At 42.8% G+C, this 25,521-nt stretch carries 23 protein-coding genes; 13 read left to right on the top strand and 10 right to left on the bottom strand.

Annotation, left to right across the window (positions count from 1 at the left end; translation table 11 throughout):
- Positions 1-20 precede the first annotated feature (20 nt).
- From ACSSWA_RS09410 to ACSSWA_RS09420, 3 genes are all read left to right on the top strand, one after another.
- The gene (locus tag ACSSWA_RS09410; RefSeq protein WP_437356315.1) at positions 21-1,271 is read left to right on the top strand and encodes a multiheme c-type cytochrome; all 1,251 of its coding nucleotides are present in this window, start codon (positions 21-23) and stop codon (positions 1,269-1,271) included.
- A 148-nt stretch (positions 1,272-1,419) separates the two neighbouring features.
- Entirely contained in the window at positions 1,420-2,925 is a 1,506-nt protein-coding gene (gene glgA, locus ACSSWA_RS09415) for a glycogen synthase GlgA (protein WP_437356316.1), read from the top strand.
- Between the two features lie 32 nt (positions 2,926-2,957).
- On the top strand, positions 2,958-4,115 hold the full coding sequence (locus ACSSWA_RS09420) for a metallophosphoesterase (protein WP_437356317.1): 1,158 nt from the start codon (positions 2,958-2,960) through the stop codon (positions 4,113-4,115).
- Positions 4,116-4,121: 6 nt separating this feature from the next.
- Here ACSSWA_RS09420 and ACSSWA_RS09425 read toward each other — a convergent pair whose 3' ends face one another.
- From ACSSWA_RS09425 to ACSSWA_RS09460, 8 genes are all read right to left on the bottom strand, one after another.
- Complete coding sequence (locus tag ACSSWA_RS09425) at positions 4,122-4,757, bottom strand: HAD family acid phosphatase (protein WP_437356318.1); 636 nt, start codon at positions 4,755-4,757, stop codon at positions 4,122-4,124.
- Positions 4,758-4,793: 36 nt separating this feature from the next.
- On the bottom strand, positions 4,794-6,152 hold the full coding sequence (gene hslU, locus ACSSWA_RS09430) for an ATP-dependent protease ATPase subunit HslU (RefSeq protein ID WP_437356319.1): 1,359 nt from the start codon (positions 6,150-6,152) through the stop codon (positions 4,794-4,796).
- A gap of 11 nt (positions 6,153-6,163) precedes the next feature.
- Positions 6,164-6,700 (bottom strand): ATP-dependent protease subunit HslV, encoded by a 537-nt coding sequence (gene hslV, locus ACSSWA_RS09435; protein WP_437356320.1) that lies wholly within the window; start codon positions 6,698-6,700, stop codon positions 6,164-6,166.
- A gap of 11 nt (positions 6,701-6,711) precedes the next feature.
- Positions 6,712-7,338: a methyltransferase family protein gene (locus ACSSWA_RS09440; protein ID WP_437356321.1), complete on the bottom strand. Its 627-nt coding sequence runs from the start codon at positions 7,336-7,338 to the stop codon at positions 6,712-6,714.
- Entirely contained in the window at positions 7,335-8,810 is a 1,476-nt protein-coding gene (rpoN, locus tag ACSSWA_RS09445; protein WP_437356322.1) for an RNA polymerase factor sigma-54, read from the bottom strand. The genes ACSSWA_RS09440 and rpoN overlap by 4 nt, the downstream gene beginning before the upstream one ends.
- Positions 8,811-8,817: 7 nt before the next feature.
- A complete protein-coding gene (locus ACSSWA_RS09450) occupies positions 8,818-9,381 on the bottom strand; it encodes a DUF3109 family protein (protein WP_437356323.1) in 564 nt (187 codons plus the stop codon).
- An 83-nt stretch (positions 9,382-9,464) separates the two neighbouring features.
- Positions 9,465-10,184: a response regulator transcription factor gene (locus ACSSWA_RS09455; protein ID WP_437356324.1), complete on the bottom strand. Its 720-nt coding sequence runs from the start codon at positions 10,182-10,184 to the stop codon at positions 9,465-9,467.
- A gap of 8 nt (positions 10,185-10,192) precedes the next feature.
- Complete coding sequence (locus tag ACSSWA_RS09460; RefSeq protein WP_437356325.1) at positions 10,193-11,146, bottom strand: sensor histidine kinase; 954 nt, start codon at positions 11,144-11,146, stop codon at positions 10,193-10,195.
- 175 nt (positions 11,147-11,321) lie between these two features.
- Between ACSSWA_RS09460 and ACSSWA_RS09465 the strand changes: the two genes are divergently transcribed.
- The 7 genes from ACSSWA_RS09465 (at position 11,322) to thrC (ending at position 20,468) form a co-directional block, all read left to right on the top strand.
- Positions 11,322-12,806 carry a B12-binding domain-containing radical SAM protein gene (locus ACSSWA_RS09465; protein WP_437356326.1) on the top strand — a complete coding sequence of 495 codons (1,485 nt, stop codon included), beginning with the start codon at positions 11,322-11,324 and terminating at the stop codon, positions 12,804-12,806.
- A 212-nt stretch (positions 12,807-13,018) separates the two neighbouring features.
- Positions 13,019-13,450 carry an FKBP-type peptidyl-prolyl cis-trans isomerase gene (locus tag ACSSWA_RS09470; protein ID WP_014855805.1) on the top strand — a complete coding sequence of 144 codons (432 nt, stop codon included), beginning with the start codon at positions 13,019-13,021 and terminating at the stop codon, positions 13,448-13,450.
- 79 nt (positions 13,451-13,529) lie between these two features.
- Positions 13,530-15,533: a thioredoxin domain-containing protein gene (locus ACSSWA_RS09475; RefSeq protein ID WP_437356406.1), complete on the top strand. Its 2,004-nt coding sequence runs from the start codon at positions 13,530-13,532 to the stop codon at positions 15,531-15,533.
- A gap of 254 nt (positions 15,534-15,787) precedes the next feature.
- Positions 15,788-17,185, top strand: a complete 1,398-nt coding sequence (locus ACSSWA_RS09480; RefSeq protein WP_437356327.1) for an aspartate kinase — start codon at positions 15,788-15,790, stop codon at positions 17,183-17,185.
- Positions 17,186-17,189: 4 nt separating this feature from the next.
- Positions 17,190-18,239: an aspartate-semialdehyde dehydrogenase gene (gene asd / locus ACSSWA_RS09485; RefSeq protein ID WP_437356328.1), complete on the top strand. Its 1,050-nt coding sequence runs from the start codon at positions 17,190-17,192 to the stop codon at positions 18,237-18,239.
- A complete protein-coding gene (locus ACSSWA_RS09490) occupies positions 18,229-19,164 on the top strand; it encodes a homoserine kinase (RefSeq protein ID WP_437356329.1) in 936 nt (311 codons plus the stop codon). Before asd ends, ACSSWA_RS09490 begins: the two co-directional genes overlap by 11 nt.
- A complete protein-coding gene (thrC, locus tag ACSSWA_RS09495) occupies positions 19,161-20,468 on the top strand; it encodes a threonine synthase (protein ID WP_437356330.1) in 1,308 nt (435 codons plus the stop codon). Before ACSSWA_RS09490 ends, thrC begins: the two co-directional genes overlap by 4 nt.
- Here thrC and ACSSWA_RS09500 read toward each other — a convergent pair.
- Positions 20,465-21,679, bottom strand: a complete 1,215-nt coding sequence (locus ACSSWA_RS09500) for a lipase family protein (protein WP_437356331.1) — start codon at positions 21,677-21,679, stop codon at positions 20,465-20,467. The genes thrC and ACSSWA_RS09500 overlap by 4 nt on opposite strands.
- Positions 21,679-24,312: a DUF5916 domain-containing protein gene (locus ACSSWA_RS09505; protein WP_437356332.1), complete on the bottom strand. Its 2,634-nt coding sequence runs from the start codon at positions 24,310-24,312 to the stop codon at positions 21,679-21,681. Before ACSSWA_RS09505 ends, ACSSWA_RS09500 begins: the two co-directional genes overlap by 1 nt.
- 395 nt (positions 24,313-24,707) lie before the next feature.
- Between ACSSWA_RS09505 and rpmH the strand changes: the two genes are divergently transcribed.
- Genes rpmH through yidD form a run of 3 tightly spaced genes read left to right on the top strand, consistent with a single transcriptional unit; the run spans position 24,708 to position 25,511 of the window.
- Entirely contained in the window at positions 24,708-24,854 is a 147-nt protein-coding gene (gene rpmH, locus ACSSWA_RS09510) for a 50S ribosomal protein L34 (RefSeq protein WP_014855813.1), read from the top strand.
- A 43-nt stretch (positions 24,855-24,897) separates the two neighbouring features.
- Positions 24,898-25,305 (top strand): ribonuclease P protein component, encoded by a 408-nt coding sequence (gene rnpA / locus ACSSWA_RS09515; protein ID WP_437356333.1) that lies wholly within the window; start codon positions 24,898-24,900, stop codon positions 25,303-25,305.
- Positions 25,302-25,511, top strand: a complete 210-nt coding sequence (gene yidD, locus ACSSWA_RS09520; protein WP_437356334.1) for a membrane protein insertion efficiency factor YidD — start codon at positions 25,302-25,304, stop codon at positions 25,509-25,511. The genes rnpA and yidD overlap by 4 nt, the downstream gene beginning before the upstream one ends.
- The last annotated feature ends 10 nt before the right edge of the window (positions 25,512-25,521 follow it).

Genomic DNA, 25,521 nt, shown 5'->3' on the forward strand with positions numbered 1-25,521 from the left:
CACAACCAGGAGGTTCGTAAATGAAAAAATATTTTTTACTGTTTTCCGGATTGCTGATTATTGCTGGAATTAATTCGTACGGTCAGCAAAGCAAATGTATCGAGTGCCATTATAAGGAAACTCCGAATATTGTTTCCGACTGGCAGCTCAGCAAACACGCCGAAAATGATATCGACTGTTCCGTATGCCACGGCGACGGGCATATGTCGGCGGACGACGTCGCAAAAGTAAAATTGCCGACGCCGGAAACCTGTTCGATGTGTCACGACACACAGGTGAGTCAATTCAAAAAAGGCAAGCACGCAATTGCATGGGCCGCAATGAAAGCAATGCCGACCGCGCACATGCAGCCGATGGCGCTGATGGAAGGTCTAAAAGGATGCGGCGGCTGTCATAAAGTAGGTGTAAAATCCGAAGACGAAATGAAAAAGTTGAAAGCCGACGGTTCGGTATTCGGACATGCTTCGTGCGACGTTTGTCATACGCGCCATACGTTCAGTAAAAAAGAGGCGCAACAGCCTCAGGCATGTCAAACCTGCCATCAGGGCTTCGACCATCCTCAATGGGAAATGTATTCCGGTTCCAAACACGGCGTACGTTATCTGTTGAAACAAAGCGGCGTTCTGCCGGAAAACAGTTCCGCCCCCACATGCCAGACGTGTCATATGCCGGAAGGAAATCACGAAGTGAGAACGGCGTGGGGATTTCTGGCTGTGCGTCTCCCGATGCCCGAAGACAAACAATGGACGGATGACCGCGTTACTATTTTAAAGGCGCTCGGAGTTCTCGATCCCGACGGCAAACCGACTCAACTGCTCGACGTGGTTAAAGCCGCCGACGTAGCCAGACTTACGCAGGAAGATTGGCAAAGAGAGCGGGATAAAATGATTAACGTTTGCTCGAAATGTCATTCGGAAAATTACGCGAAAGCCGAACTCAAGAAAGGCGACGATATGATTAAAAACGCCGACCGCCTTATGGCAGAAGCAATCAATGTAGTGGCTGATCTTTATAAGGACGGCATTATCAAAAAGCCGGAAAATTATCCTGCGGCATATCCGATGCTGTTAACGTTCCACGACGCGCCCACGGTTATCGAACAGAAATTGTTCGTTATGTTCCTCGAGCACAGAATGAGAACTTTCCAGGGCGCATTCCATAATAATCCCGATTATTCTCTCTGGTACGGATGGAGCGAAATGCAGCGCGACCTCTCGGAAATCAAAGAACTTGCCCATCAAATGAGATTGAATCAAAAAGCGGATCGTTAATTCCCTTCTTTTTTCAAATGCGCGCAGGTTATGCCCGATGTGTAATCTGCGCGCTTCTTCTTTAAAATCAATAATTATTTTATTTCGCTGAAATGATATAATAAATCTTTATTTTTGTAATTATATTTTTTATCGATTCGGGTATTTAATGCGGGAATCCAGACCTTTAAAAGTTGCTTTCGTTGCGAGCGAAGTTTATCCGTATGCAAAAACGGGCGGTTTAGCCGACGTGTCGGGTTCGTTGCCTGCAGAATTGTCGTCCCTTGGGAACGAAGTTAAGGTGTTCATGCCGAAATACAATACTTTCGGGGAACTCGAACACGGCTTGAAATACAGATGGGATATCGGCGAAATTCCCGTGCGCGTTGCCGGCAGAGTCGTTCCGGTTCACGTTCATACCGCAATGCTGCCGAATAACAATCCGGGCGAGGAATCGAATGTGGAAGTCTACTTTGTCGATTGCCCGCAATATTTTCACCGTTTCCGTCTTTATACAAACGATGCGGACGAGGACGAACGCTTTATCCTTTTTATGAAAGGAGTTATCGAAATTCTGCAAAGACTGCAGTGGGCTCCGGATATAATCCATTGCAACGATTGGCAAACCGCGCTCATCCCTTTGCTGTTAAAGGATAATTACGGCTGGGACAGATTGTTTCATAATACGGCGACGGTATTTACAATTCACAATATTGCGTATCAGGGACGCTTTCCTAAATCCTCCTTTGCCAAAGCCGAAATAAGAGAAGAATATTATTTGCACGGCGGTATCGGCGAATACCAGGGCGGGGTAAATTTTTTGAAGACCGCAATTTATACGGCTAATGTAATCAATACGGTTAGCGAAAATTACGCGCGCGAACTCCTTACTCCGGAATACGGCGAGGGAATGCACGAGTATCTCAGCCACAGAATAAACGACTTTTACGGTATATTAAACGGCGTCGATTATAACGTCTGGAATCCCGAAACGGATAAGTATATTCCGCATAATTATTCGATCGATAGTCTGGACGACAAAAAGAAAAACAAGGAATATCTTCTCGAACATTTTAATTTGCCTGCGGACGACAAGCCTTTGATCGGAATGATTTCCCGCATGGTCGACCAAAAGGGTTTCGATATAATGGCGTATGTTATTAACGATCTGATGAATCTGGACGTCAGGTGGATTGTGCTCGGCAGCGGCGAAAAAAAATACGAAGATATGTTTTATTACCTGGCGGGAAAATATCGCGACAGGATTGCCGTTTATATCGGCTATAATAACGAGCTGGCTCATTTGATCGAAGCCGGGGCGGACATATTCCTTATGCCTTCGAAATTCGAACCGTGCGGATTGAATCAAATCTATTCCATGAAATACGGAACGGTTCCGGTCGTAAGAAAAACCGGCGGTCTGGCGGATACTGTGTTGGATTGGAACGAATATCTCGCGCAAGGCAAAGAAACAGGTACGGGTTATTCTTTCCGGGATTACAACGGACATGCGCTGCTTCATTCGGTTCAGCGCGCTATTCACGATTATTATTTGAAGGACGTGTGGCGGAAAATTCAAATCAACGGTATGAACAAAGATTACTCGTGGCGTCGTTCCGCGGAAAAGTATATTGAACTTTATAAAAAAGCGCTTAAAAACAATTCTAATGTTTGAACTAATACCGCATTAACTCGGTTTATATTGTCATGAAATTTACACAGATGATTTTATTCTTCGGAATCGTTTTTGCCGTTTACGGCTTATTAAATTACTACATTATAAGAAGACTGCTTTCGGTAGTTCCCGAGCAATACAAAGGAATAGCTCTCGTCTTATCGTTGTTCGTTGTCCTCTCTTATTTTGCCGGAAGAGTACTCGAAAACTACTGGATTTCTTACCTTAGCGATTTTCTCGTATGGGTCGGTTCTTTCTGGATTGCCATAATGTTTTATTCTTTCCTTGCCCTTTTGGTCGTCGATCTTATAAGACTAATAAACTGGGCTGTTCCGTTTTTGCCAGACGCGCTTTTTAAGAATCCATTGAAGACAAGGCAATATGTGGCAATGATTGTGTCTGTTTTCGTGATCGTTATGGTCGGCGGAGGACATATTACCACGCGTATGATTCAGATTAAAAAGTACGCGCTAAATATCGACAAAAGAGCCGGCAATCTTAAATCGCTTAAGATTGCAATGGCTTCCGATTTGCATCTGGGAACCATCAACGGCAGTAAATTCGCTTATAAAGTGGTCGACAGAATCAACAAACTTAATCCCGATATCATCCTGTTTGCAGGCGATATAATAGACGAAGATATAGAGCCGGTTTTAAGAGACAACGTAGGCGAAGCGCTTAATAAATTAAAAGCAAAATACGGCGTCTTCGGCATAACGGGAAATCACGAATATATCGGCGGAGTTAACAAAGCCGTAGAATACCTGAACAATCATAATATTAAAATGATAAGAGACGCATATGTGTTGATCGACGACAGTTTTTACGTAGTAGGACGAGACGACAGAGCAAGCAGCCGGTTTTCAGATTACAAAAGAAAGAGTCTCGAAGAAATCATGTCTGGCGTGAACAAAGAACTGCCGGTTATAATGATGGATCATCAGCCGTTTAATCTGGAAGAGGCTATGAATAACGGCGTCGATTTGCAATTGTCGGGGCATACTCACAACGGTCAGCTTTGGCCTTTGAATTATATTTTGAAGAAGATTTACGAATTGCCGTGGGGTTATAAAATCAAGGGCAATACTCATTACTATGTTTCCTGCGGCGTAGGCGGATGGGGCCCGCCCGTAAGAACTGGGAGCGCTCCCGAAATCGTCCAGATCGAACTTAATTTTACCGGAAGGTGATCTTTATTAATCGACTTCGTAAAGATAATTCGGCAGTTTGATTATATAACCCGAATAACCGCCTTCGAAATCGCTTTTCTGATCGCCTGCGTTTGCAATAATGCGATATCCTTTTTCTGTAAGTTTTTTTCTGACGGCGCTTTTGAATTCGGAAGCCGGTAAATTAAGTTCGCTGTTTTTACGAATGATTAATGTATCGTATTCGGTATATCCTGCGGAGCGTAAATTTTTAATCGTCGCTTGATAAGTTTCCTCGTGTCGTCCCGAAAGAAAAATTATCCGAATTTTTTTCGAACGGAGATAATCGTAAAATCGTTTTACTCCTTTGTTTGGCGGCGCTTCCGCGCGGTTTACCCACTTATTCCACTCGTCGAGTATATATCCGAAACCGATCGACTTGATATAATGGTAATTGTCTAAAGCCGTTTCGTCAATATCGAATACGACCGCGTTGCTGTCGTGCGGTTCGGCGGTATCGATAAATTCAATTGCATCGTCGATTAATTTTCTGCAGTCGTTATCGTACTTCCCGGAATCGTAGTATTCCGCCACCGCTCTTTTAGCCTTGTCGAGATTTATTAAATCGGGCTGGCATGCAACAAAGAAAACAATCAACGATATTTGGAGAAGTCCGTATTTCATAAAAAGAATACCGGCTGAACGCTCAGCCGGTTCCGGTTATAAGATATATTTACTCAAATCCCTGTTGGTTACGATTTTTTCTAATTTTTTGTTTACCATTTCGCCGTCGATTTCGATTGCGCTGTCGGGCATTTTATCCGGCACGTCGAACAAAATATCTTCAAGTAAAGTAGTAAGAATTGTGTGGAGTCTGCGTGCCCCGATATTTTCGACCTGTTCGTTTACGAGAGCCGCGGTTCTTGCAATTTCGCGTATCGCCTCGTCGTTGAATTTAATGTTTACTCCTTCGGTCTGCAATAAAGCCGTATATTGTTTGAGTAATGCATTTTCGGGCAATGTGAGAATTTTTATAAAATCGTCTTCGGTAAGACTCTTGAGCTCGACGCGTATCGGGAATCTGCCCTGAAGTTCGGGTATTAAGTCCGAAGGTTTGGACACATGGAAAGCTCCCGAAGCAATAAAAAGAATATGGTCGGTTTTTACGGGTCCGTATTTTGTATTCACCGTAGAGCCTTCCACGATAGGCAGTAAATCTCTTTGAACACCTTCGCGGGATACGTCCGGGCCGTGCTGACTTTTTGCGCCGGCAATTTTGTCTATTTCGTCAATGAACACGATGCCGGATTCCTGCACTCGCTGAACGGCTTCTCTTTGAACGGCTTCCATGTCGATTAGCTTTTCCGCTTCTTCCTGGGCAAGAATTTTACGGGCTTCTTTAATGGTTGTTTTCCTTTTCTTCTTCTTTTTCGGAATCATGTTGCTGAGCATATCTTGCAGATTTGAAGTTACGTCGTCCATGCCCATTGGTCCCAGCACCTGCATTCCGAAAGCTGGAGCCGTAACGTCAAATTCAATCATTCTTTCGTCGAGTTCGCCGTTGCGCAATTTTTCGCGCATCCATTCGCGTGTTTTTTCGTTTTGAATTTCTTCGGACGAACTTTCGTCGTCCGTTTTGACCGGGCGTCTCAAAGGCGGAATTAACTGATCGAGGATTCTTTCCTCGGCGAGTTTTTCGGCTTTGTCTCTCACTTCTGCGGTCTTTTCGGCTCTTACCATATTGATTGCTATTTCGGTCAAATCGCGTATCATCGATTCGACGTCCCTGCCTACATAACCCACTTCGGTAAATTTGGAAGCTTCCACTTTAACGAAAGGCGCGTTTGCAAGTTTTGCAAGTCGTCTGGCTATTTCGGTTTTGCCCACGCCGGTCGGTCCGATCAGAATAATATTGTTCGGCATAATTTCTTCTCGAATCTTTTCTTCGACTTGCTGCCTGCGCCATCTGTTGCGCAGCGCAATTGCGACAGCGCGTTTTGCGTCGTCCTGTCCGATAATAAATTTATCGAGTTCTTTTACGATTTGAGAAGGAGTAAGTTGGTGCATGTTGTTGTTCATAATTTAAAACCTCATTTATCTATTTCTTCAATAGTAATTTTATCGTTAGTATAAATACATATTTCCGCAGCCGTATTTAACGCTTCTTGAACAATCTCTTTAGCCGATAAGTTGCTGTGTTTTTTTAACATTTTAGCCGCCGCGAGAGCGTACATTCCTCCGCTGCCGATTGCCACTATGTTGTCTTCCGGTTCTATAACGTCGCCGGTTCCGGAAACGATAAACGCTTTGTCGATTGATATGATTGCAAGCATAGCTTCGAGGCGTCTTAAGTACTTGTCGGTTCTCCAGTCTTTTGCCAATTCGACAACGGCTCTTTCGATATTTCCTCTGTATGCTTCGAGCTTTTCTTCAAACCGATTTAAGAGAGTAAAAGCGTCGGCTGTTGAACCGGCAAATCCGCACAAGACCTTTCCGTCTAAAAGTTTGCGTATCTTTTTCGAATTGTGTTTCATAATGGTATTGCCCAATGTAACCTGACCGTCGCCGCCGAGCGCGGCTTTGCCGTCTTTGATTACTCCGAGTATTGTAGTTGATCTTACTTTCATATAAACTCCGTTTAATTTCCTTTTTTAATTTTCAACGGGAAAATTCGAGGCGTATTTTTTATGTATTCCTCGTAATCTTTTCCGTACTTATCTTTCAGCCTTTCTTCTTCGAAAACAGAACCGATATAAAAATAAACAACAATGCAGACGAACGTTACAAGATAAAATAAATCCATTGCGGGCCGGAATCCGAGAAACAGAATCGTAAATAGATAAATCGGATGCCGTACGTATTTGTAGATGCCGCCGGTAATTAACGGTTGCTTTTCGTCCAGGTCGTTTTCGTCGTAAACGCCGTTCAGATACCTTAGGATCTGGCGAACGCCCGCAAATTCGAGCAGGTCGATCGGCTTAGCCGATATAATAATTCCCACAAAAGAAAGAACCTGAAACACAAATGTAATAATATCGTAGGGATAATGTAAGTCGTAAACGGTTACGTCCGGTTTGGGAGCTGTTAAATAAAACAGGAGAAAAAAGATTACGGAGGCAGCGTTATAAAAAAGACGATAGAATGCAATTGCACCGCCGAGCTTTTCCTTTAAAGCGAGTTTAACTTTTTTCGATGCGAGCAGCGAGTGCGTTAGAGCAAACAGCGCAAAGAGCGCGACGATTACGATAATGTCGAAAAAAATCATATTATTTTTTTACGAAGACGCGCTACAGGAATTTTTAATTGTTCTCTGTATTTTGCTACGGTTCTGCGTGCGATGTGAATTCCTTTTTCCTGTAAAATGGCGGCTATTTTGTCGTCGCTGTACGGTTTGTCTTTCGGCTCGTTTTCGCAAATTTCTTTGATCAACTCTTTAATATGTTTATTCGATATTTCGTTGCCGTCGTCGGTAGAGAGTCCTTCGCTGAAGAAATATTTCAGTTCGTGAATTCCCTGAGGGCTTTGAACGTATTTTCCGTTTACCACTCTGCTTATCGTGGAAATGTCCATTCCGATTTCATCGGCGATGTCTTTATAGATCATCGGTTTGAGATACTTAGGACCGTTTTCGAAAAACTCGTACTGTTTTTCCAAAATTGCCTGCATAATTTTCATGAGGGTTTGTCTGCGCTGCTGCAACGAAGCTATGAACCATTTTGCGGATTCGAATTTCTCTCTAAGAAACTTGTGGGCTTCTTTTTCGCGTTTCGGTATTTTTCTCTTTCTCTTGTTGTTTTCGAGCATTTCGAGGTATGTTTTGCTGATAGTAACAGAAGGCACGGCTCTGTCGTTGAGCGTTACTATATAATTGTCGTCTACTTTTTCGATAATGAAATCGGGCGTAATCTGATTGATTTGTTCGGAGTCGATATTTCCTTCGCCCGGTTTGGGATTTAATTTTTGGATAAGAGCCAGCGCCGATTTAAGCGTTTCGGTTGAGAGATTCAAATTCTTCTGAATATTTTCGAAGCGCTTATTGATAAAATCGTCGAAATGCTCGCTCAGAATTTTTTCCGCGATATAAGAATAATACGGGTCGTAAGACGAATTTCGGATTTGTATCAGCAGGCATTCCTGAAGGTTGCGCGCGGCTATTCCGACAGGTTCGAGAGTTTGTATTTTCTTCAAAACTTTTTCGGCGTCTTCCATGCTAACTTCGATGCCTTCGAAGAGTTTCAAATCGTTTACGAATTTTTCGAGGTCTTCTTTGAAATAGCCGTCTTTGTCGAGTGCGCCGATAATATTTTCGCCCAGTATCATTTCTTCTTCCGTCAGATCGAGCATATGAAGCTGGTCGATTAAACTGTCGCGCATCGACTTGCGCTGCATAGCCACCGGATATACTTTCTCTTCGTCGTTGTTTTTGTTGAGCCGCTCGAATTCCTGCTCGTACTCGGAATCGTTCATAAAATCTTCCAGATCGAACTCGTCTTCAGAGTTGTCGAATTGTTCCTCTTCTTCCTCGTCGTCCGAAGAACTTTCTTTATCGGGCTCTTCTTCGATCTGCTCGAGTTCCATTTCGTCTTCAAGGGTTTCTTCGAGTATCGGATTCAGTTCGAGCTCAGTTTTGATTCTTTGCTCGAGCGCAAGCGTATTCAATTGAAGCAGTTTCTGATATTGTATTTGTTGAGGCGATAATTTCTGCTGCAATGCCATTTTTTGTTGCAACGATAACATAGTCTTCTTACTCCGTTACTTTTTTAAATTTTGCTAACCAATCGCTGCCGAAAACTCGCGCGAGAGCTTCGCGGCAAAACTCAAATATTGTTGTCGATGTTTCTTTCCCTTTGTCTAATGCGGGAAGACATTCCTCGTACTTTTCGTATCGAAGCACGGGACCTCCGAAATTCGAAATTCTGATCGGAAACAGATGGCACGAAACCGGTTTAACAAAATCGATTTTCCCGGCTTTGTATGCTCTTTCGATGCCGCAAAAGGCAATGTCGTTTTCGTATACCACAAACACGCAAGCCCTGTCGTTTAAACTTTTGGTCATAAATTCGCCGTACTCCTGAAACCAGAATCCTTCCCGGTCTATAACTTCGATATGTTCGGGAGGGAGAAATTTTTTAATAAGTTCGAGGTTTTTGCCGATAATTTCAATTTCTTCTTCCAGAAGAGGCGCTCCGTATTTGCTTTCCATCGTACAGCACGCGCCTTTGCATTTTGTCAAATCGCACGTAAATTTCGTCTCGATTATCTCTTTGTTTACGATAACGTCGTCTATTTCGATTAAACGATTGTTCATAATATTGGAATAATTTTTGCGGCAAGATACAAATTTTTGTTCATTCAGTAAATTGCGGAGCTCTTTTTTTGACATTATTAAGATTAATTGCCGGGTTCGAAAATGTAGCCGGCTCCGCGAACGCTCTTAAAATAGACCGGATTTTCGGGATCGGGTTCGAAATACTTTCTCAAACGAGAAATGAAAATGTCCACCGTGCGGGTTTCGACGTCGGAATGGAGATTCCAGACATTTTCGAGCAGCTCTTTTCTCGAAATTATTCTCGAGCTGTTTTCTGCAAAGTATTTTAACAACATCGCTTCTTTGGGAGTAAGCCGGAAGGTCTTTTTGCCGGCTGTGCATTCGAGATTTATAAAATTGACGTTGCTGTCGCCGAATCGAAAAGTTTCGCCAGTCTTTTCCAGATTTTTATACCACGACTTTCTTCTCAGCATTCTTTCTATTCTAAGCAGCAATTCTTTTAAATTAAACGGCTTAACCACGTAATCGTCGGCTCCGTAATCGAGCCCTTTTATTTTATCTTCCGCCGAAGAACGCGCTGTAAGAATTAACACCGGCATCTGATCGTCTTTGCTGCGTATCAGTTTTGTGATTTCAAAACCGTCGTGATAAGGAAGCATTAAATCGATAATTATAAGATCGTAATTGCCCGCGTTAATTTTTTCGATTCCTTCCCTGCCGTTTTTAGCCCAGTCTACAACATATCCTTCCTCGCATAAATTGTATTCCAGACCGATTGCCAGGGATTCTTCGTCTTCGATTAACAAAATCCGTTTGCCTTTCAATTCTTCGGATGACGCCATTGTTTGATTTATCCTTTGTTTTTAATAGCCGGAATTACGATTCTAAAAGTCGAGCCTTTATTCAAGCCTTCGCTCCGTACGCTTATGGAGCCTTTGTGCTGTTTTATGATTTCCTTTGTCCAGTATAAACCCAGCCCGGTGCCTTTGACGTTCGGCATATAGTCCGAATTGACCCTGAAAAATTTATTGAATATTTTTTTTTGATATTGTTGGGGAATTCCGATGCCGTTGTCGCTAATGTCGACTATTATTTTTTTCCCGTTGTCCTTAACCGAAACTTTAATTGAAGGCGCCGAGGCGGAGTACTTCAATGCGTTGCCGATCAAATTGTTGACAGCAATCTGCAAAGCTTTTTTGTCCGCCGAGCAGAATGAAACTGACGAGCATTCGTAATTTACCACTCCTTCGGGAACCGATAAATTTACGACCGATTCTTTTATCAGTTCTTCGAACAGTTCGCAGGCTTTGTATTCACGTCTGTCGTGCACTATCTTTTTTTGTTCGAGCCTTGAGATTTCGAGTATTGTATTTATCAAATTGTCGAGCCGGTTGACGTCTTTCGTCATTAACGTAAGAAAGTCTTTTCGTTTTTCTTCGCTCACGTTTTTGTACGTCATTGTTTCCAGGAATAGTTTTAAAGAAGAGAGCGGCGATTTCAATTCGTGAGTAACCGCCGCAATAAAATTGTCGTATAAATTAGCAAGCTTGTACTGAACAGTTAAGTTCCTGAAAAAAATAAACATAACCACGGCTATTCCGACTATTAGAATTATGCCTCCCGCAAAAACAAAAACGTTTGGGGTTTGAATGTCGATTAAAGGCGAAAGTTTGCTGGCTACCTGCTCGAATATTATATAATTTGTCACGTACCAATAGATCCACAGAGCCAGCAGCCCGAGCCATGCAATCTGAGCTATTACAAAAGCTATGATTATGTAGAGAAGCGAATTTGTCCTTTTCATCTTCCGCCGTTCAATTTGCGGATAAATATCGTTGAAATAGTCGAATTATACAACACATAATAAAACTACATTGGCTACGGAAAAACCGGGTCTCTTAATTTTTACATTTCTTTTACAGAAAGTAAATCCGGAAATCCTGATAATTATATGAGTCAAATAAAAGATGATGAAGGAAATGAAAATCTTAATGATTTATCCGGAAACGCCGGCTACTTTCTGGAGTTTCAAGGACGCTTTAAAATTCGTATCGAAAAAGTCAGCCGAGCCGCCGCTCGGTTTAATAACCGTGGCTTCCATGCTTCCGGCAGAATGGGAAAAGAAGTTGATAGATTTGAACGTAAGCAAGCTCGGGGACGATGATATTTTATGGGCGGACTATATTTTCCTGAGCGGAATGAATATTCACTCGTCGTCGATAAGAGAAATTATAAGAAAGTGCAATAATCTCGACAGACCTGTTGTTGGAGGCGGTCCGCTTTTTACATTTCAATATAACGATTTTCCCGGCGTCGACCACTTTGTTCTAAACGAAGCCGAACTAACGCTGCCTCGGTTTTTAGAAGATTTAACTGCGGGAAAGGCGGAAAGAGTTTATTCGACGAATGAATATCCGGAACTTAACGCAACTCCTGCGCCGATGTGGGAATTGCTCGACATGAATAAATATGCGTCGATGAGCGTCCAGTATTCGCGCGGCTGTCCGTATGATTGCGAATTCTGCAGCATTACGGTCTTAAACGGAAGAAGACCGCGAACGAAAGATTCTCGTCAATTCATTGCCGAACTCGATAGATTATACGAGCTCGGGTGGCGCGGCGGAGTCTCGATTGTGGACGACAATTTTATCGGAAACAAAAGAATATTGAAATCAGAAACGCTGCCGGCAATAATTAAATGGCAGGAAGAAAAGAATTATCCTTTTAATTTTATTACCGAAGTGTCGATTAATCTTGCCGACGACGACGAACTTATCGACCTTATGGTTAAAGCCGGTGTTAACAGCGTATTTGTTGGAATCGAAACAACGGACCCGGACAGTTTGAGCGAATGCGGCAAAAAACAAAACTTAAAAAGAAACCTCGAAATGTCCGTTAAAAAATTAATGAACAGAGGGATGATCGTATCGGGGGGCTTTATTGTCGGATTCGACAGCGACAAACCCGGATTTTACAAACAGTATGTCGACTTTATTCAAAAGAGCGGAATAGTTTCGGCAATGGTGGGATTGCTCAATGCGCCCACGGGCACGAGATTATACAACCGATTAAAAAATGAAAAGCGTTTAATCGACACGTTCAGCGGCAACAATATGGACGGTTTTACGAACATTGTACCGAAAATGAATTACAAAGAATTGATGAAAGGTTACAATCGGATAATAAAAAGAATTTATTCGCCGAAAGAATATTATAGCCGCATAAAAACTTTCATCGACGCTTATACGACGCCGGGCTGGATGAAGATGAAAATCGGCATAAGCGAGTTGAAAGCGTTTTTTATGATTTTGTGGAAATTGGGACTGCGCGACAAAGGAAAACGGTATTTCTGGGAAATCTTTTTCTATACTGTAAGGAAATATCCTAAAAAATTTCCGATCGCCATGACTTTTGCGGTGTACGGATATCATTTCAGAAAAATAGCCGGGGGCATAACAAATTAATAATTTGGTTTTTTTATAAATAATATTTTATATATTTGTAAAGTAAGTTGCATTTCACACCTGAAGTTTTTCACATCGAATTTGCAACATTGGTTCTTCTCTTAAACTATTCGTAGTTTTTTGATGTTATTTAAAAAAGTTAATTAAACCTGATATAAATCAATCAACAAACAAAATAACCCGCATTCAGGAATGCGGTTGGAGGTAAAAATATGTCAATAGCAAAAACAGGTGACAAAGTAAAAGTCCATTATACCGGAACATTAAACGACGGCACTCAATTCGATTCGTCGCACGGCAACGAACCCCTTGAATTTACGATTGGCGAGGGAGCTCTTCTCGGTAAATTCGAAAATGCGGTTGTTGGTCTCGAACCGGGACAATCCGTCGATATTAATATTCCCGCCGACGAAGCTTATGGACAAAGAAGGGAAGATTTGATTATAAAAGTAAATAATTCGAACCTTCCTCCCAATTTGAATCCGGAAGTCGGTATGAAGCTTCATATGCAAACAGCCGACAATCAAGTTATTCCACTTACGATTGTCGAAGTGCTCGAAGACGGAATTATGGTAGACGCAAATCATGAATTGGCGGGGCAGGATCTTAACTTTCATATCGAACTGGTATCAATCGAAGAATAATAAAATCATTTGAATTAACTCCGCGCCGCCATGGCGCGGAGTTTCTTTTACCGAAAGGAATTATAAGATTAATCGGTTAATAAACGAGAAATCGCCTTATTTAAAACAACACTCCAATAATCCCGTCGATTGGCATCCCTGGGGCGACGAAGCTTTCCGCATCGCGCAACGGGAAGACAAACCCGTTTTTCTCTCTATCGGATATTCTACATGTCACTGGTGTCATGTTATGGCTCACGAATCGTTCGAAGACGAAGAAGTAGCCGAACTCCTGAATAAAAATTTCGTCTCGATAAAAGTTGACAGGGAAGAACGCCCCGATATAGACTCCGTTTATATGGCATCGTGCCAGTTGATAACGGGCAGAGGCGGCTGGCCTCTTTCGATTTTTCTAACTCCCGACCGAAAGCCGTTCTATGCAGGAACTTATTTTCCGAAGTATTCCTATTACGGAAGAATCGGTTTTGTCGATTTGCTGAATCGCATAATCGACTTGTGGAATAAAGACAGGAGCGCTTTGCTGCGAACGTCAGACGAAATTGTATCGGCGATAAATAAACACTTCGGTTCTTTTGCCGGAGAAGATTTTGACGTTTCGGTTGCCGGCAAAGCATTCGAAACCTTAAAGTTGAATTTCGACGCGGAATACGGCGGATTCGGTACCGCTCCCAAATTTCCCGCGCCTCACAATCTTCTGTTCCTTCTCGACCTCAATAATCCCAAAGCCGACGACATGGCAGAAAAGACTTTGACGGAAATGAGAAAGGGCGGAATATACGATCAAATCGGATTCGGTTTTCATCGCTATTCAACGGACAAAAAATGGTTTCTGCCTCATTTCGAAAAAATGATTTACGACCAGGCTGCTTTAATCGAAGCTTATGCTTACGCTTTTGCAAAAACCGGCGACTCCCTTTATGCAGATACGATTAATGAAATTTATGAATTTATAAAAAACGAAATGACTTCTCCTGAGGGAGCGTTTTATTCCGCGCTCGACGCCGACAGCGAAGGGGAAGAAGGTAAATTTTATCTCTGGACTTCGGATGAAATTAAAACGCTTGTCGGTGACGATTACGAAATTGCAAAACAGATATTTAACTTTTCAGACGAAGGCAATCACCGCGAGGAATCGACCGGGAATCCCACCGGTAAGAATATTTTATATCTGAGAGAAAGACCCGATAAACTGTACAATAAATACGGACGAAACAAATTTGACACGATACGAAAAATTTTGCTCGAAGCCAGGAATAAACGAATTCATCCGATGCGCGACGAAAAAATATTAACCGACTGGAATTCGATGATTATTTCGTCGCTGGCTTATGCCGGTTGTCTTCTTGAAGATAACGAGATGACCGCAGCATCCGAAAAAGCTTACCGATATCTGCTGCAGCATGCGTTTGTCAACGGCGAATTGTACCATTATCCCGAAAATAAAATTCCAGGCTTTCTCGACGATTATGCGTATTTAATCAAAGCGTCGCTTGAGCTTTATAAAACCACATTGAATGAAGAGTATTTGTTGAAGGCGTTGGAATTAAACGAGCTGCTTTCCGAAAAACTCGAAGATAAATCGGAAGGAGGATATTATTTCAATAGTCCCGGCGGGGATTCGATAAAAGTAAAAGACGCATACGACGGAGCCGTTCCCTCGGGCAATTCGATTCAATTGACGAATCTGATCGAATTATATTTTATTACGGGAAATAATTCGTACAGGCAGACGGCTGAAAATACAATCAAAGCTTTCGCATCCAAGTTAAATAAGAGCGCGATCGGATATACGTATTTTTTGCGCGGCGTTATAAAAATGTATTCAAAAGATGCGTCTCTCTTGCTGATAAGCGGAAATAAACCCCGGGGCGAATTCATATCGCGTTTAAGAAGTAATGCGAACCTGCTTTATATTCATGTTGATCGAAATAACGTTGATAGATTGATCGAAGGAGCGCCCTGGATTGAAAACTATAAACTCGATTCGGATAAGACCATCTATTATCTTTGCAAAGATTTTACCTGCAGCCTGCCCACGGAAAACCAAGAAGATGTATTCTCGGCATTGAACCAAAAAAATTAAGGTTTTTTAAGAAAATCTGTTGAAACTGTCCCGAACGATTCTTATAATAAAATCCAAAATTTTGAGATTTTACAATTGCAATCGAGCGGTTCCAAAATATTAACCCCTCATAATTATTTGCCGACTACCCCGCGCGGCAAAAACAGAGAACTGCATACAAGAACGACATCCACGCAAACGCATGTCACGACGTGCTGATATTCAGCGCTCAATCCCAGCTTTTTCATTAATTAATTTTAAGCAGGTATATGAGTATGACAATATTAAAATTCGGCGGCTCAAGTGTAGGTAGTTCGGAAAGAATTAACGGCGTAATCGATATTCTTTCGAAGTATTATCTGAATAACGGAAAAAAATTTGCAGTCGTCTTTTCGGCTTTTCAGGGCGTTACGGACAAGTTGATTGAAATTGCGCGCAAAGCCGACGGCAGAGATATTTCTTACAAAGACGATTTCGATTCCCTCGTCGAACGGCATCTGAAAGTAGCCGCAGATCTGAACAGGAACGAAGACTTGCCCGGCATTGAAAAACTGCTCGTAAGCTTGTTTGAAGAACTGAAAGAAATTCTGCACGGCGCTTATCTAGTTCGAGAAGTCTCTCCCAAAACTCTCGATTTTATTCAAAGTTTCGGAGAAAAATTATCGTGCGCTATAATTTCTTATACGATGCAAAAAAGGGGAATTGACTGCGAATATCTGGACGCCAGTAAATTGATCAAAACCGACGACAGTTTCGGCAATGCAAAGGTAAACGAAAAGGTAACTTATAATAAGATCAAAAGATATTTTTCGAAGCGCAAAAAATTGCAGATTATTACGGGTTTTATCGCATCGACATCCGACAACGAAATTACAACGCTCGGTCGCGGCGGTTCGGATTATACGGCTTCGATTTTCGGAGCGGCTCTGAATGCAAAGAAAATTGAAATCTGGACGGACGTCGACGGCATTTTAACTGCCGACCCGCGCAAAGTAAAAAATGCATTTCCCCTGCCCAGCGTTACTTACGAAGAAGCAATGGAACTTTCGCATTTCGGAGCGAAAGTTATTTATCCGCCCACGCTTCTGCCCGCGCTGAAAAAGAATATTGAAATTGTAATTAAGAACACATTCAATCCGGAATTCCCGGGCACAAGAATCGTCAAACGTGAACAGACTTCCGACATGACCGTAAAAGGAATTTCTTCAATCGACAACATTACATTGCTTGGCATTTCCGGCGGCGGCATGGTCGGAGTAACGGGAATAGCCGGAAGATTGTTTACGGCTCTGGCTCGTTATAATGTGAATATAATTTTGATTTCCCAGGCTTCGTCGGAGCACTCCGTTTGTATTGCAATTCCTCCTGCGATGGGAAAAATTTCGGTCAAAGCTATCGAAGAGGAATTCAAACTCGAAATTATGGAAGGTAAAATAAGCCGGGTTTCGCTGGAAGAAAATCTGTCGGTTATAGCGGTGGTCGGAGAAAACATGAGACGCACACCCGGCATTGCGGGAAGGGTATTTCAGGCGCTCGGCAGAAACAATATTAATATTATTGCGATAGCTCAGGGTTCGTCGGAATTGAATATATCGCTTATAGTCGACAGAAAAGATATTACGAAAGCCCTGAATGTGCTTCATAAAAGTTTATTAATAACAAGAAAACGGTGAAAAGATGAATGAAAGTAAAATACCGGTGGCTGTATTGGGAGCGACCGGCAGCGTCGGACAAAGATTTATCGAATTGCTTGCCAATCATCCCTGGTTTGAAGTTGTAGAACTATGCGCATCGGACAGATCCGCAGGAAAAAAATACAAAGACGCGGTCAACTGGATAATGACTTCTCCGATTCCTCCGAAATTAGAAAATATGATCGTTAAAAAATGCGAACCGGGTTTGACGGCGCGAGTGCTTTTTTCGGGACTCGATTCCTCTGTTGCGGGCGATATCGAAAAAATGTACGCCGAAGACGGATCCATTGTGATTTCAAACGCGCGTAATCACCGTTTTGACAAAGACGTTCCGTTAATTATACCTGAAATTAATTACGAACACATAGAACTTATAAAAGCTCAAAAACATAAAGGAGCTATTGTAACCAATCCGAATTGCTCCACAATCGGAATGGCGCTTGCGCTCAAACCTCTGCTGGATAATTTCGGATTAGAAGCTGTTAATGTGACTACTTTGCAGGCTGTATCCGGAGCCGGATATCCCGGACTGCCGAGTCTGGACATTCTGGATAATGTAGTGCCGTATATAAGCGGAGAAGAAGAAAAAATGGAAACCGAACCTCTGAAAATATTCGGTAATTTGAAAGACGATTCGATTGAATACGCCGATATTAAAATAAGCGCGCAATGCAACAGAGTCGCCGTTCTGGACGGTCATACGGAAAATATTCAGGTTAAACTGAAAACCAAAGTCGAGCCGGAAGATATAATCGAAGCCTGGAACAATTTCAGAGCGGCGCCTCAGGAATTGAATCTGCCGTCGGCGCCCGAAAAACCGATAGTCTATTTAGAGCAGGCAAATTATCCGCAGCCGAGAATTCATCGCAATCTTGGCGGAGGAATGTCGATTTCGGTAGGCAGACTAAGGGAGTGTTCCCTTTTCGATTATAAATTTGTGGCGCTTTCGCATAATACTATCAGAGGCGCCGCGGGAGGCACGATATTGATTGCCGAATTAATGAAAGCCAAAGGGTATTTCGATGAGCTCTAAATCGATTAAAGTATTCGCTCCCGCGTCGGTTTCAAATGTCGGTCCCGGATTCGATATGATGGGATTTGCTCTTCATAATCCCGGAGACGAAGTTACGGTTAAATTGACCGACAGGAAAGAAATTCGCATCGTGAAAATTTCGGGCGACAACGGCAACCTTCCTTATGAAGCGGAAAAGAATACAACCACGGGCGCAATGCTCTCTTTATTGAAGAAGTACAGAATCAATGCCGGCATGGATGTGTCGATACACAAGAAAATGGGGATCGGCAGCGGATTGGGCTCGAGCGCCGCGAGCGCCGTAGCGGGCGTCTTTGCTCTCAATGAACTTCTCGAATTGAGATTGTCCCGTTATGAACTGCTGGAACACGCTCTTAAAGGCGAATTTATCGCAAGCAGAAGCATTCATGCCGACAACGTTGCTCCCTGTCTTTACGGCGGTTTCGTATTGATCCGGAGTTATAACCCGATCGATATAATAAAAATCGATTATCCCGAAGATCTTCACTGCTCAATCGTTTATCCGAATATTGAAATAAAAACCAGCGAAGCCCGAAAACTTATCAGCAAGAACGTCAGTATGAAAAAGGCAATTGCGCAGGCGGGCAATGCTTCCGCTTTAATAGCCGGTTTGATTACCGCCGACTACGATTTGATCGGCAGGTCGATTGTCGATTACTTTGCCGAACCGAAACGAGCCGCATTGATACCGTGTTACGACGACGTGAGAAACGCCGCTCTCGAAAAAGGAGCGATTAACTGCAACATTACAGGCTCGGGTCCGTCGATGTTTGCATTTTCGAGAAGCGAATCGGACGCCAGGGCAATTGCGCGAGCAATGCTGAAAGCCGTTAAATCCGCAGGTTTCGAAGGCAAAACATATGTTTCTAAAATTAATCAAAAAGGCCCGGTGGTTCTAAAATGAAATTCTACAGTACGAACGATAAAAATAACATTGTCGATTTCGAAACGGCGGTAATGGAAGGGCTGGCAAAAGACGGCGGTCTTTTTATGCCGGTCGAAATTCCCGTCCTTGAGCAGGAACTTATCGACTCGATTGAGAGCTACGAATTTCAGGAAATCGCTTTCAGGGTAGCCGAAAAGTTTGCGGGCAATGAAATAGGAGAGAGCGACCTTGCAGATATTATTCGAAACGCAATCAATTTCCCCGCGCCGCTTGTAAGCCTGAAAGAAGATTTAATGATACTCGAACTCTTTCACGGGCCTACGCTTGCCTTTAAGGACTTCGGCGCGCGGTTTATGGCTAAAACCATGGGGTATTTTGTAAAGAAAAAAGAAAGCAGTTTGAATATTCTTGTGGCCACATCCGGGGATACCGGCAGCGCGGTAGCGTACGGGTTCTATGAAACGCCCGGCATTAATGTTTTTATTCTTTATCCAAAGGGAAAGGTAAGTTTAATTCAGGAAAAGCAGTTGACTACGCTCGACAAAAACATAACCGCACTCGAAATCGACGGAACATTCGACGACTGCCAGAGATTGGTGAAAAGCGCATTTGTCGACGGGGAACTTACTTCCAAATTGAATCTGACTTCCGCAAATTCGATTAATATCGCAAGACTGCTGCCCCAATCGTTTTATTACTTCGAAGCTTATAAACAAATACGGAATAAATCGATTCACTCGGTATTCTCTGTGCCGTCGGGCAATCTGGGCAATCTTACGGCGGGATTGATTGCAAAAAAGATGGGGCTCCCGATTACAAAATTCATCGGCGCGGTCAACAGCAATCATGTCTTTTCCGATTTTGTCAACAGCGGAATATTTAAACCTCATCCTTCGGTTCAAACTCTTTCGAACGCAATGGACGTCGGGAATCCGAGCAATCTAGCGCGTATACGCGAATTATACGACGACATACTTTCCGATATTCAGCGCGACATTCATTCCAATTCGTACGACGACGCAAAAACGCGAAAGGGCATCAGAGAAGTTTACGAAAAATACGGTTACGTCATCGATCCGCACGGAGCGGTTGGGTATATGTCGGTAAGGGATTACGAAACACTTAGCGCCGCCGCTAAATTTAACAAAGTGATTTTGGAAACTGCGCACCCTGCAAAATTCAAAGATGTTATCGAAGAAGAACTTGGCATCGAAGTGGAAATTCCTGAGAGACTTGCAGCTTGTATGAATAAACAAAAGAAAAGCGTTCAACTAGGTTCGGATTACAACGACCTCAAAGAATTTCTTCTCGGCGCGGTTTAATTTTGTACGTAAAATCGCGCTTGGCTAAAACTATCGAACCAGGGTATTAAGTCGATAATTGCGGGTATTGCGCTTGTGTAATGAGTTCCGTTGGGTATAATAATCAAATCAACGTTTGCGCCCCGCATAGAGAAATAATCGTAAGCCATATACGAATTTTCAACGGGCACAAAGTCGTCTTTGCCGCCGTGATAAAGTCTTGTGGGCGTTGAAGGCGTCCAATTAATCAAACTGTTTTCTTTTAATTTCGGCAGGAGCCTTTTCTCGGTTTTGTTTCGTATCGAAGCTAGGAATTCAGGCGTCAACAACGCATTAAGGTCGGTCGGCAGAGATTCGTTAATTTTTCCTGTATTTTTCGAACCGTCGAAGAGTCCGGGTATTGCGGAGGCGTAAGGCTCGTTGAAGAAATAATTCAAGTCGTTCCATTTATAAATTTTTGAATAAGCATAAATCAGATAAGCCAAAAAAGCCGGCTGCGGATAGCGATCGTTTTCCAGAATTTTACCGGCTGTAAGCTCGAGGTCGTATGCGCCTGCCATAGGAGCGGAGGCTGTAAGATTGAATTCGTTTTTGTAATGAAGCTCGATTTCTCGTTGCGCCGCCATCGTTACATAGCCTCCCTCGGAATAGCCGGCTAAAAATAATTTGTCGTCGAGTTGTACGTTTCGAATTTTTGCGAATTCTCTTGCCGCGCGTAAAAAATCGATAACCGTATTTGCGGAAGTTTGATAATGATGATAAGGATGTACAATCCCGGAAAATCCGAGACCGAGATAGTCGGGTTCGCAAGCGTAATAGCCGAGCGCGGCGGCAATTAGTCCTTCGAAAGCAAACAAGGGATTCACCGAACCGACTCTGTTGCGGTTAGCCTGCGTTCCGTGTTGTACGCTTATTGTCGATAAATTATTAACTCCGAGCGGAATAAAAACAACGCCGGACGCCAATTCTATTTTGTTGTCGTAGCCGACGGTATTATAAATTAATTTATAAACTTCGACGCCGTAAATTATTTTTCCCGAGGTGATTTTAGATATGCTTGCGTCGTCGTATTCGGATGCAAGAGTCTTTAACAGCTCGGAATCGTACGCGGCAATCTTTTCGTAGTCGATTAATTTACCAACTTCGGATTGCAAAGGGGCGATAACGTCGCTGCTTCTTTCGCACCCGAACAGCAGGATTATCAGCAAAAAATATTTGAGATTGCCTTTCACTAAATATTTATCCAATATGAAAATTTAATCAAAAAGATATCGTCTCCAGTTGACTGCCATAAACTTTTAATGTCTCTCGAGAAATCGAAATTGCCCGCATAATCGTAATTGGTTTGGTTATGAGACCACACGAAGTAAAATACGGAGCCGGGTACGAACTCCCATCTGAGTACAGCGTTGCCCCTTAGAGATTTATAATTGAAATCGGGGTTTTCAAAAGAGATTTCTTCCGCGTTTCCGCTTCCGTCGGGGTCAATATAATAAATCCCCTCTTCATTGTCATATCTGACATGCGTATAAATTATAAAATCGTCGGTTCCCGGTTGAGCAAGTTCTTTGAATTCGCTGTATTTACCGACGGCAAAAAACGGCTGCAGATAAAGCTGAAGGCTCAGTGTCGGAGTAAAAGTCCAGTTTAGTCGTATGTTTGCAGAGAGAGTGTTTTGCTTAATTTTTCCGAAAACGTAACGTTTGTTGTAAGTTGCCGCGGCTGTCGGGTCGTCGAATGCGTCGATCCATTGTCGCGCTTCGTAACCGAATCTGTATTCGGGTTCGAAGATAAAATTGATTTGAGGAGTCGGTTTCCAGTCGACTTCGAGCTGAATTTCGTTCGAATTGCTGCCCGCTCGGTCTGCCGAATAATCATAGTCAAAATCGAAAGCCACTTCCTTTCTGTTGTCGGTGCCGAAAGAAAATCTTATCGAATAATTTGCAGGGTCGATTGCCAGCGGTCCTCCCCGCGTAAGATTTTTGGTGTACTTTTCGAAAGAATAATGCCCGCCGATTCGAACATTGTAATAATTATGAAAAGTGCCCCCGCTTCTGAACCATAAAAAATTCGCCAGGAGGTTTCCGTCGTAATCGAACGATCGAGCATGAGCTGCGTAAATAAATTTTTCCCTGAAAATTTTTGCCGGTTCGTACCAGCGATAACCCAAAACGACGTGCCCGTTTAATCTGTCTGCCAGCCATTGAAACCCGAGATCGTTAAATTCGAATCCGGGAGAAGCGGATCCAAACGCCGTGTTGAAATAAAAATTGCCGTGTTGTTTGTTTAACATGACCCGGCCAAAATATCCCGCCAGCGAAGTCCGATTCGAATCAAGACGCGCAAAAGAAGCGTCGGGACGTTGAAAATAGCGGTGCGGTCTTTCCTGGAGATTTATCATATACTCTTTAGAGCCGTCGACATAAGAACCGGCAAACGCGCCCGATAAAACGTATTGTTTGTCGCTGTCGAGAAAGCTCCACCCGTCGAGTCCCACCGTATAGGCTTGTTTGGAGAGCTGATCCTTCAGATTATTGTCGTGTAGGTCTCGATTTACCGATGTAACCATCAAACCGAGCGACTGGTTGCCTTCGTTGAATTCTCTCTTAATTCTCAGAACTCCGTAATGCGTAAGAGGCTCGACTTCTATTTCCGAAATATTATCGCCGGAATAAATTCTCGCATAAGTTCTTTCGGTCAGGGCGGAAACAGCCCCGATAGAAGTTGCCGGATCCAACTTGCCCGATATTTTTGCCGCGCCAAGTATTCTTGATTCGCCCGGGTAGTCGGCATAATCGTAATCGTCCGGCAGGTCGCCGGTGGGCGATTTGCCGATTCGTCGAGAATAGAAAAGTTCCGGCCAGCCGAAATTAAAATTCCAATTGCTGTTAGAGCCGCCTATCCCGAAATAGAACAAGTCGGCTCCCTCGACAAAAAAAGGTCTTTTTTCGCTAAAGTAGGATTCAAAAGCCGATAAATTAATAACTGCGGGGTCTACTTCAACCTGCCCGAAATCGGGGTTTATGCTTAAATTCATGTTGAGGTTAGAGCCGATGCCAAGTTTAACGTCGGCTCCCGCGGAAGTTTTAAACTGATTCGATTTATAAAAAGGATCGCTTGCGTCGTGAACTAAGAATTGAGTTTTTTGCAGCAGATAAGGGAGAACTTCAATCCTTTGTTTCGGTTTAATTCCGTTAATGCCTTCGAGAGTTGCAAAATGGGAAACAAAGCCGCTCTCGTTTTTCGGCACCATAACGAGATAAGAGCGTTCGTTTTTCCTTTTGATTTCGCGAGCAAAATTCACGCCCCATTTCATTTTGTTTTCTTCTTTGAAGCGTAATTGAGAAAATGGAATTTTCATTTCCACAGACCATCCGAAATCTTCTATGCTTGTTTTAGCTTCCCAAACACCGTCCCAAGTATCGTCGTCCCAGCTGTCGTTGAAAAGAATGCCGTCGATAACAGAGCCTCCGGCGTTAACGGCAAAAAAGAAACCGCTTTTTTTATCGTTGTACGGATCCACATAAAATCCGAACCAGTCCGAAAGGATGTAATTGTCTTTACGCGTCAGACTCGCGTCGATTAGTTCCGGGCGGCTGTCGTACAATTTAGCGGCTACGTATAAATACTCGTCGTCGTAGGCGATCCAAACTTCGGTGCGTTCCGAAGCAGGCATCCCTTCGTTCGGGTCCCGCTGAGTAAAATTGTCTACAGGCAAATAATTCCAGGCGGATTCTGTTATTCTGCCGTCCAATTGAATTTCTGAGTTCTCAAGCTTTAACGCTCTGATTGCGGGCGAGCTGCCGGCTGCCTCTGTATTGTTTCCGAAGATTTGCATAAATAAAATCAGCAACAAAGAAAACATTTTTTCTCCCGTATTTCGGTTTGGTTCCTTTAGACTCTTTTAATTCGTTTCGGTTGCAAAAATAATCAAAAGTAATCTGTTTTTTAGCATTAATATTAAATAAATAATGATTACAATATCGTACAAAATGTCTCGTTTTGGTAAAGAGGCTCATAATAAGCCAGTTATTTTGACAAAAAGCGAGTGAAAACGAAGAAAACAAGCCTTGATTGGCTGGCACTCTGTTTGTTGAAGTGATAATAAGGCGGCGGTTTTTTCGGCGGACTGTTTATCGGCTGGGCAGTTCGCTGAGATTGCCGCCCTTTTTTATGTCCGTACACAAACCCGCTTCGGTTTGTTAATTACGTCTAAAATGTTTACTTTTGCACATTTCGAACGATTAAATTAGGTGAATTATGAAAAGAACATTTCAACCGAGCAACAGAAAAAGAAAGAACAAACACGGATTCCGCGAAAGAATGTCCACTAAGAACGGACGTAAAGTATTAGCCAGAAGAAGAGCAAAAGGAAGAAAGAGACTGACAGTAAGCGACGAGAGATAATTTTACCGTCCCCAATATTTTCGGGACTTCCAAGAGGTTTATTTTGAAGCAATATGGTCTTTCTGCCGCAGAAAGAATCAAACGAAAAAAAGATTTCGAGTTAGTTTACAATAAAGGAAACGTATTAATCTCTCCTTCTAAAAAGTTGAAAGTAATTTTTTATGCCGAAACTCAGGCGGAAGACTCCGGAGTTAAAACCGCTTATGCGGTAGCTCGAAAAAGCGGCAAAGCTGTTTGGAGAAACAGAATCAAAAGGCTGATGCGCGAGTCGTATCGTCTTAATAAATCGATATTGACGGAATTGTGCAAAGAGAATAATCTCAAATTGCTGCTTGTATTCGCATCTCATACGATGAATCAAACCAGAAATAAAAAAGTCAAATTGAGCGAAGTTATGCCGGAAGTAGTCGATTTGATGAAAAAAGTTAAAGACAGGCTCGAATCAAAATGAAGTATCTGTTTATCTACTTAATTAAATTTTATCAGAAAGCAATTTCCCCAATGTTTCCGCCGTCGTGCCGCTTTTATCCAACATGCTCGGAATACTCGGTGCAGGCGTTTACTAAATACGGTGTATTCAAAGGGGGCATTAAATCTATCTGGAGAATATTAAGATGTAATCCGTTCAATAAAGGCGGTTACGATCCTCTCGATTAATTTTAAAGGT

Source organism: Melioribacter sp. Ez-97 (assembly GCF_051488665.1).
Classification (GTDB): Bacteria; Bacteroidota; Ignavibacteria; order Ignavibacteriales; family Melioribacteraceae; genus Melioribacter.

Bases quoted from the DNA above. Each gene is read 5' to 3' on its own strand.
- ACSSWA_RS09420 (WP_437356317.1), top strand. From the start codon at position 2,958: ATGAAATTTACACAGATGATTTTATTCTTCGGAATCGTTTTTGCCGTT.
- asd (WP_437356328.1), top strand. From the start codon at position 17,190: ATGAATGAAAGTAAAATACCGGTGGCTGTATTGGGAGCGACCGGCAGC.
- ACSSWA_RS09455 (WP_437356324.1), bottom strand. From the start codon at position 10,184: ATGGCGTCATCCGAAGAATTGAAAGGCAAACGGATTTTGTTAATCGAA.
- ACSSWA_RS09470 (WP_014855805.1), top strand. From the start codon at position 13,019: ATGTCAATAGCAAAAACAGGTGACAAAGTAAAAGTCCATTATACCGGA.
- rpmH (WP_014855813.1), top strand. From the start codon at position 24,708: ATGAAAAGAACATTTCAACCGAGCAACAGAAAAAGAAAGAACAAACAC.
- yidD (WP_437356334.1), top strand. From the start codon at position 25,302: ATGAAGTATCTGTTTATCTACTTAATTAAATTTTATCAGAAAGCAATT.
- thrC (WP_437356330.1), top strand. From the start codon at position 19,161: ATGAAATTCTACAGTACGAACGATAAAAATAACATTGTCGATTTCGAA.
- ACSSWA_RS09490 (WP_437356329.1), top strand. From the start codon at position 18,229: ATGAGCTCTAAATCGATTAAAGTATTCGCTCCCGCGTCGGTTTCAAAT.
- ACSSWA_RS09460 (WP_437356325.1), bottom strand. From the start codon at position 11,146: ATGAAAAGGACAAATTCGCTTCTCTACATAATCATAGCTTTTGTAATA.
- ACSSWA_RS09465 (WP_437356326.1), top strand. From the start codon at position 11,322: ATGAAAATCTTAATGATTTATCCGGAAACGCCGGCTACTTTCTGGAGT.
- hslU (WP_437356319.1), bottom strand. From the start codon at position 6,152: ATGAACAACAACATGCACCAACTTACTCCTTCTCAAATCGTAAAAGAA.
- glgA (WP_437356316.1), top strand. From the start codon at position 1,420: ATGCGGGAATCCAGACCTTTAAAAGTTGCTTTCGTTGCGAGCGAAGTT.
- ACSSWA_RS09410 (WP_437356315.1), top strand. From the start codon at position 21: ATGAAAAAATATTTTTTACTGTTTTCCGGATTGCTGATTATTGCTGGA.
- ACSSWA_RS09505 (WP_437356332.1), bottom strand. From the start codon at position 24,312: ATGTTTTCTTTGTTGCTGATTTTATTTATGCAAATCTTCGGAAACAAT.
- ACSSWA_RS09450 (WP_437356323.1), bottom strand. From the start codon at position 9,381: ATGAACAATCGTTTAATCGAAATAGACGACGTTATCGTAAACAAAGAG.
- rpoN (WP_437356322.1), bottom strand. From the start codon at position 8,810: ATGTTATCGTTGCAACAAAAAATGGCATTGCAGCAGAAATTATCGCCT.
- ACSSWA_RS09440 (WP_437356321.1), bottom strand. From the start codon at position 7,338: ATGATTTTTTTCGACATTATCGTAATCGTCGCGCTCTTTGCGCTGTTT.
- hslV (WP_437356320.1), bottom strand. From the start codon at position 6,700: ATGAAAGTAAGATCAACTACAATACTCGGAGTAATCAAAGACGGCAAA.
- ACSSWA_RS09425 (WP_437356318.1), bottom strand. From the start codon at position 4,757: ATGAAATACGGACTTCTCCAAATATCGTTGATTGTTTTCTTTGTTGCA.
- ACSSWA_RS09480 (WP_437356327.1), top strand. From the start codon at position 15,788: ATGACAATATTAAAATTCGGCGGCTCAAGTGTAGGTAGTTCGGAAAGA.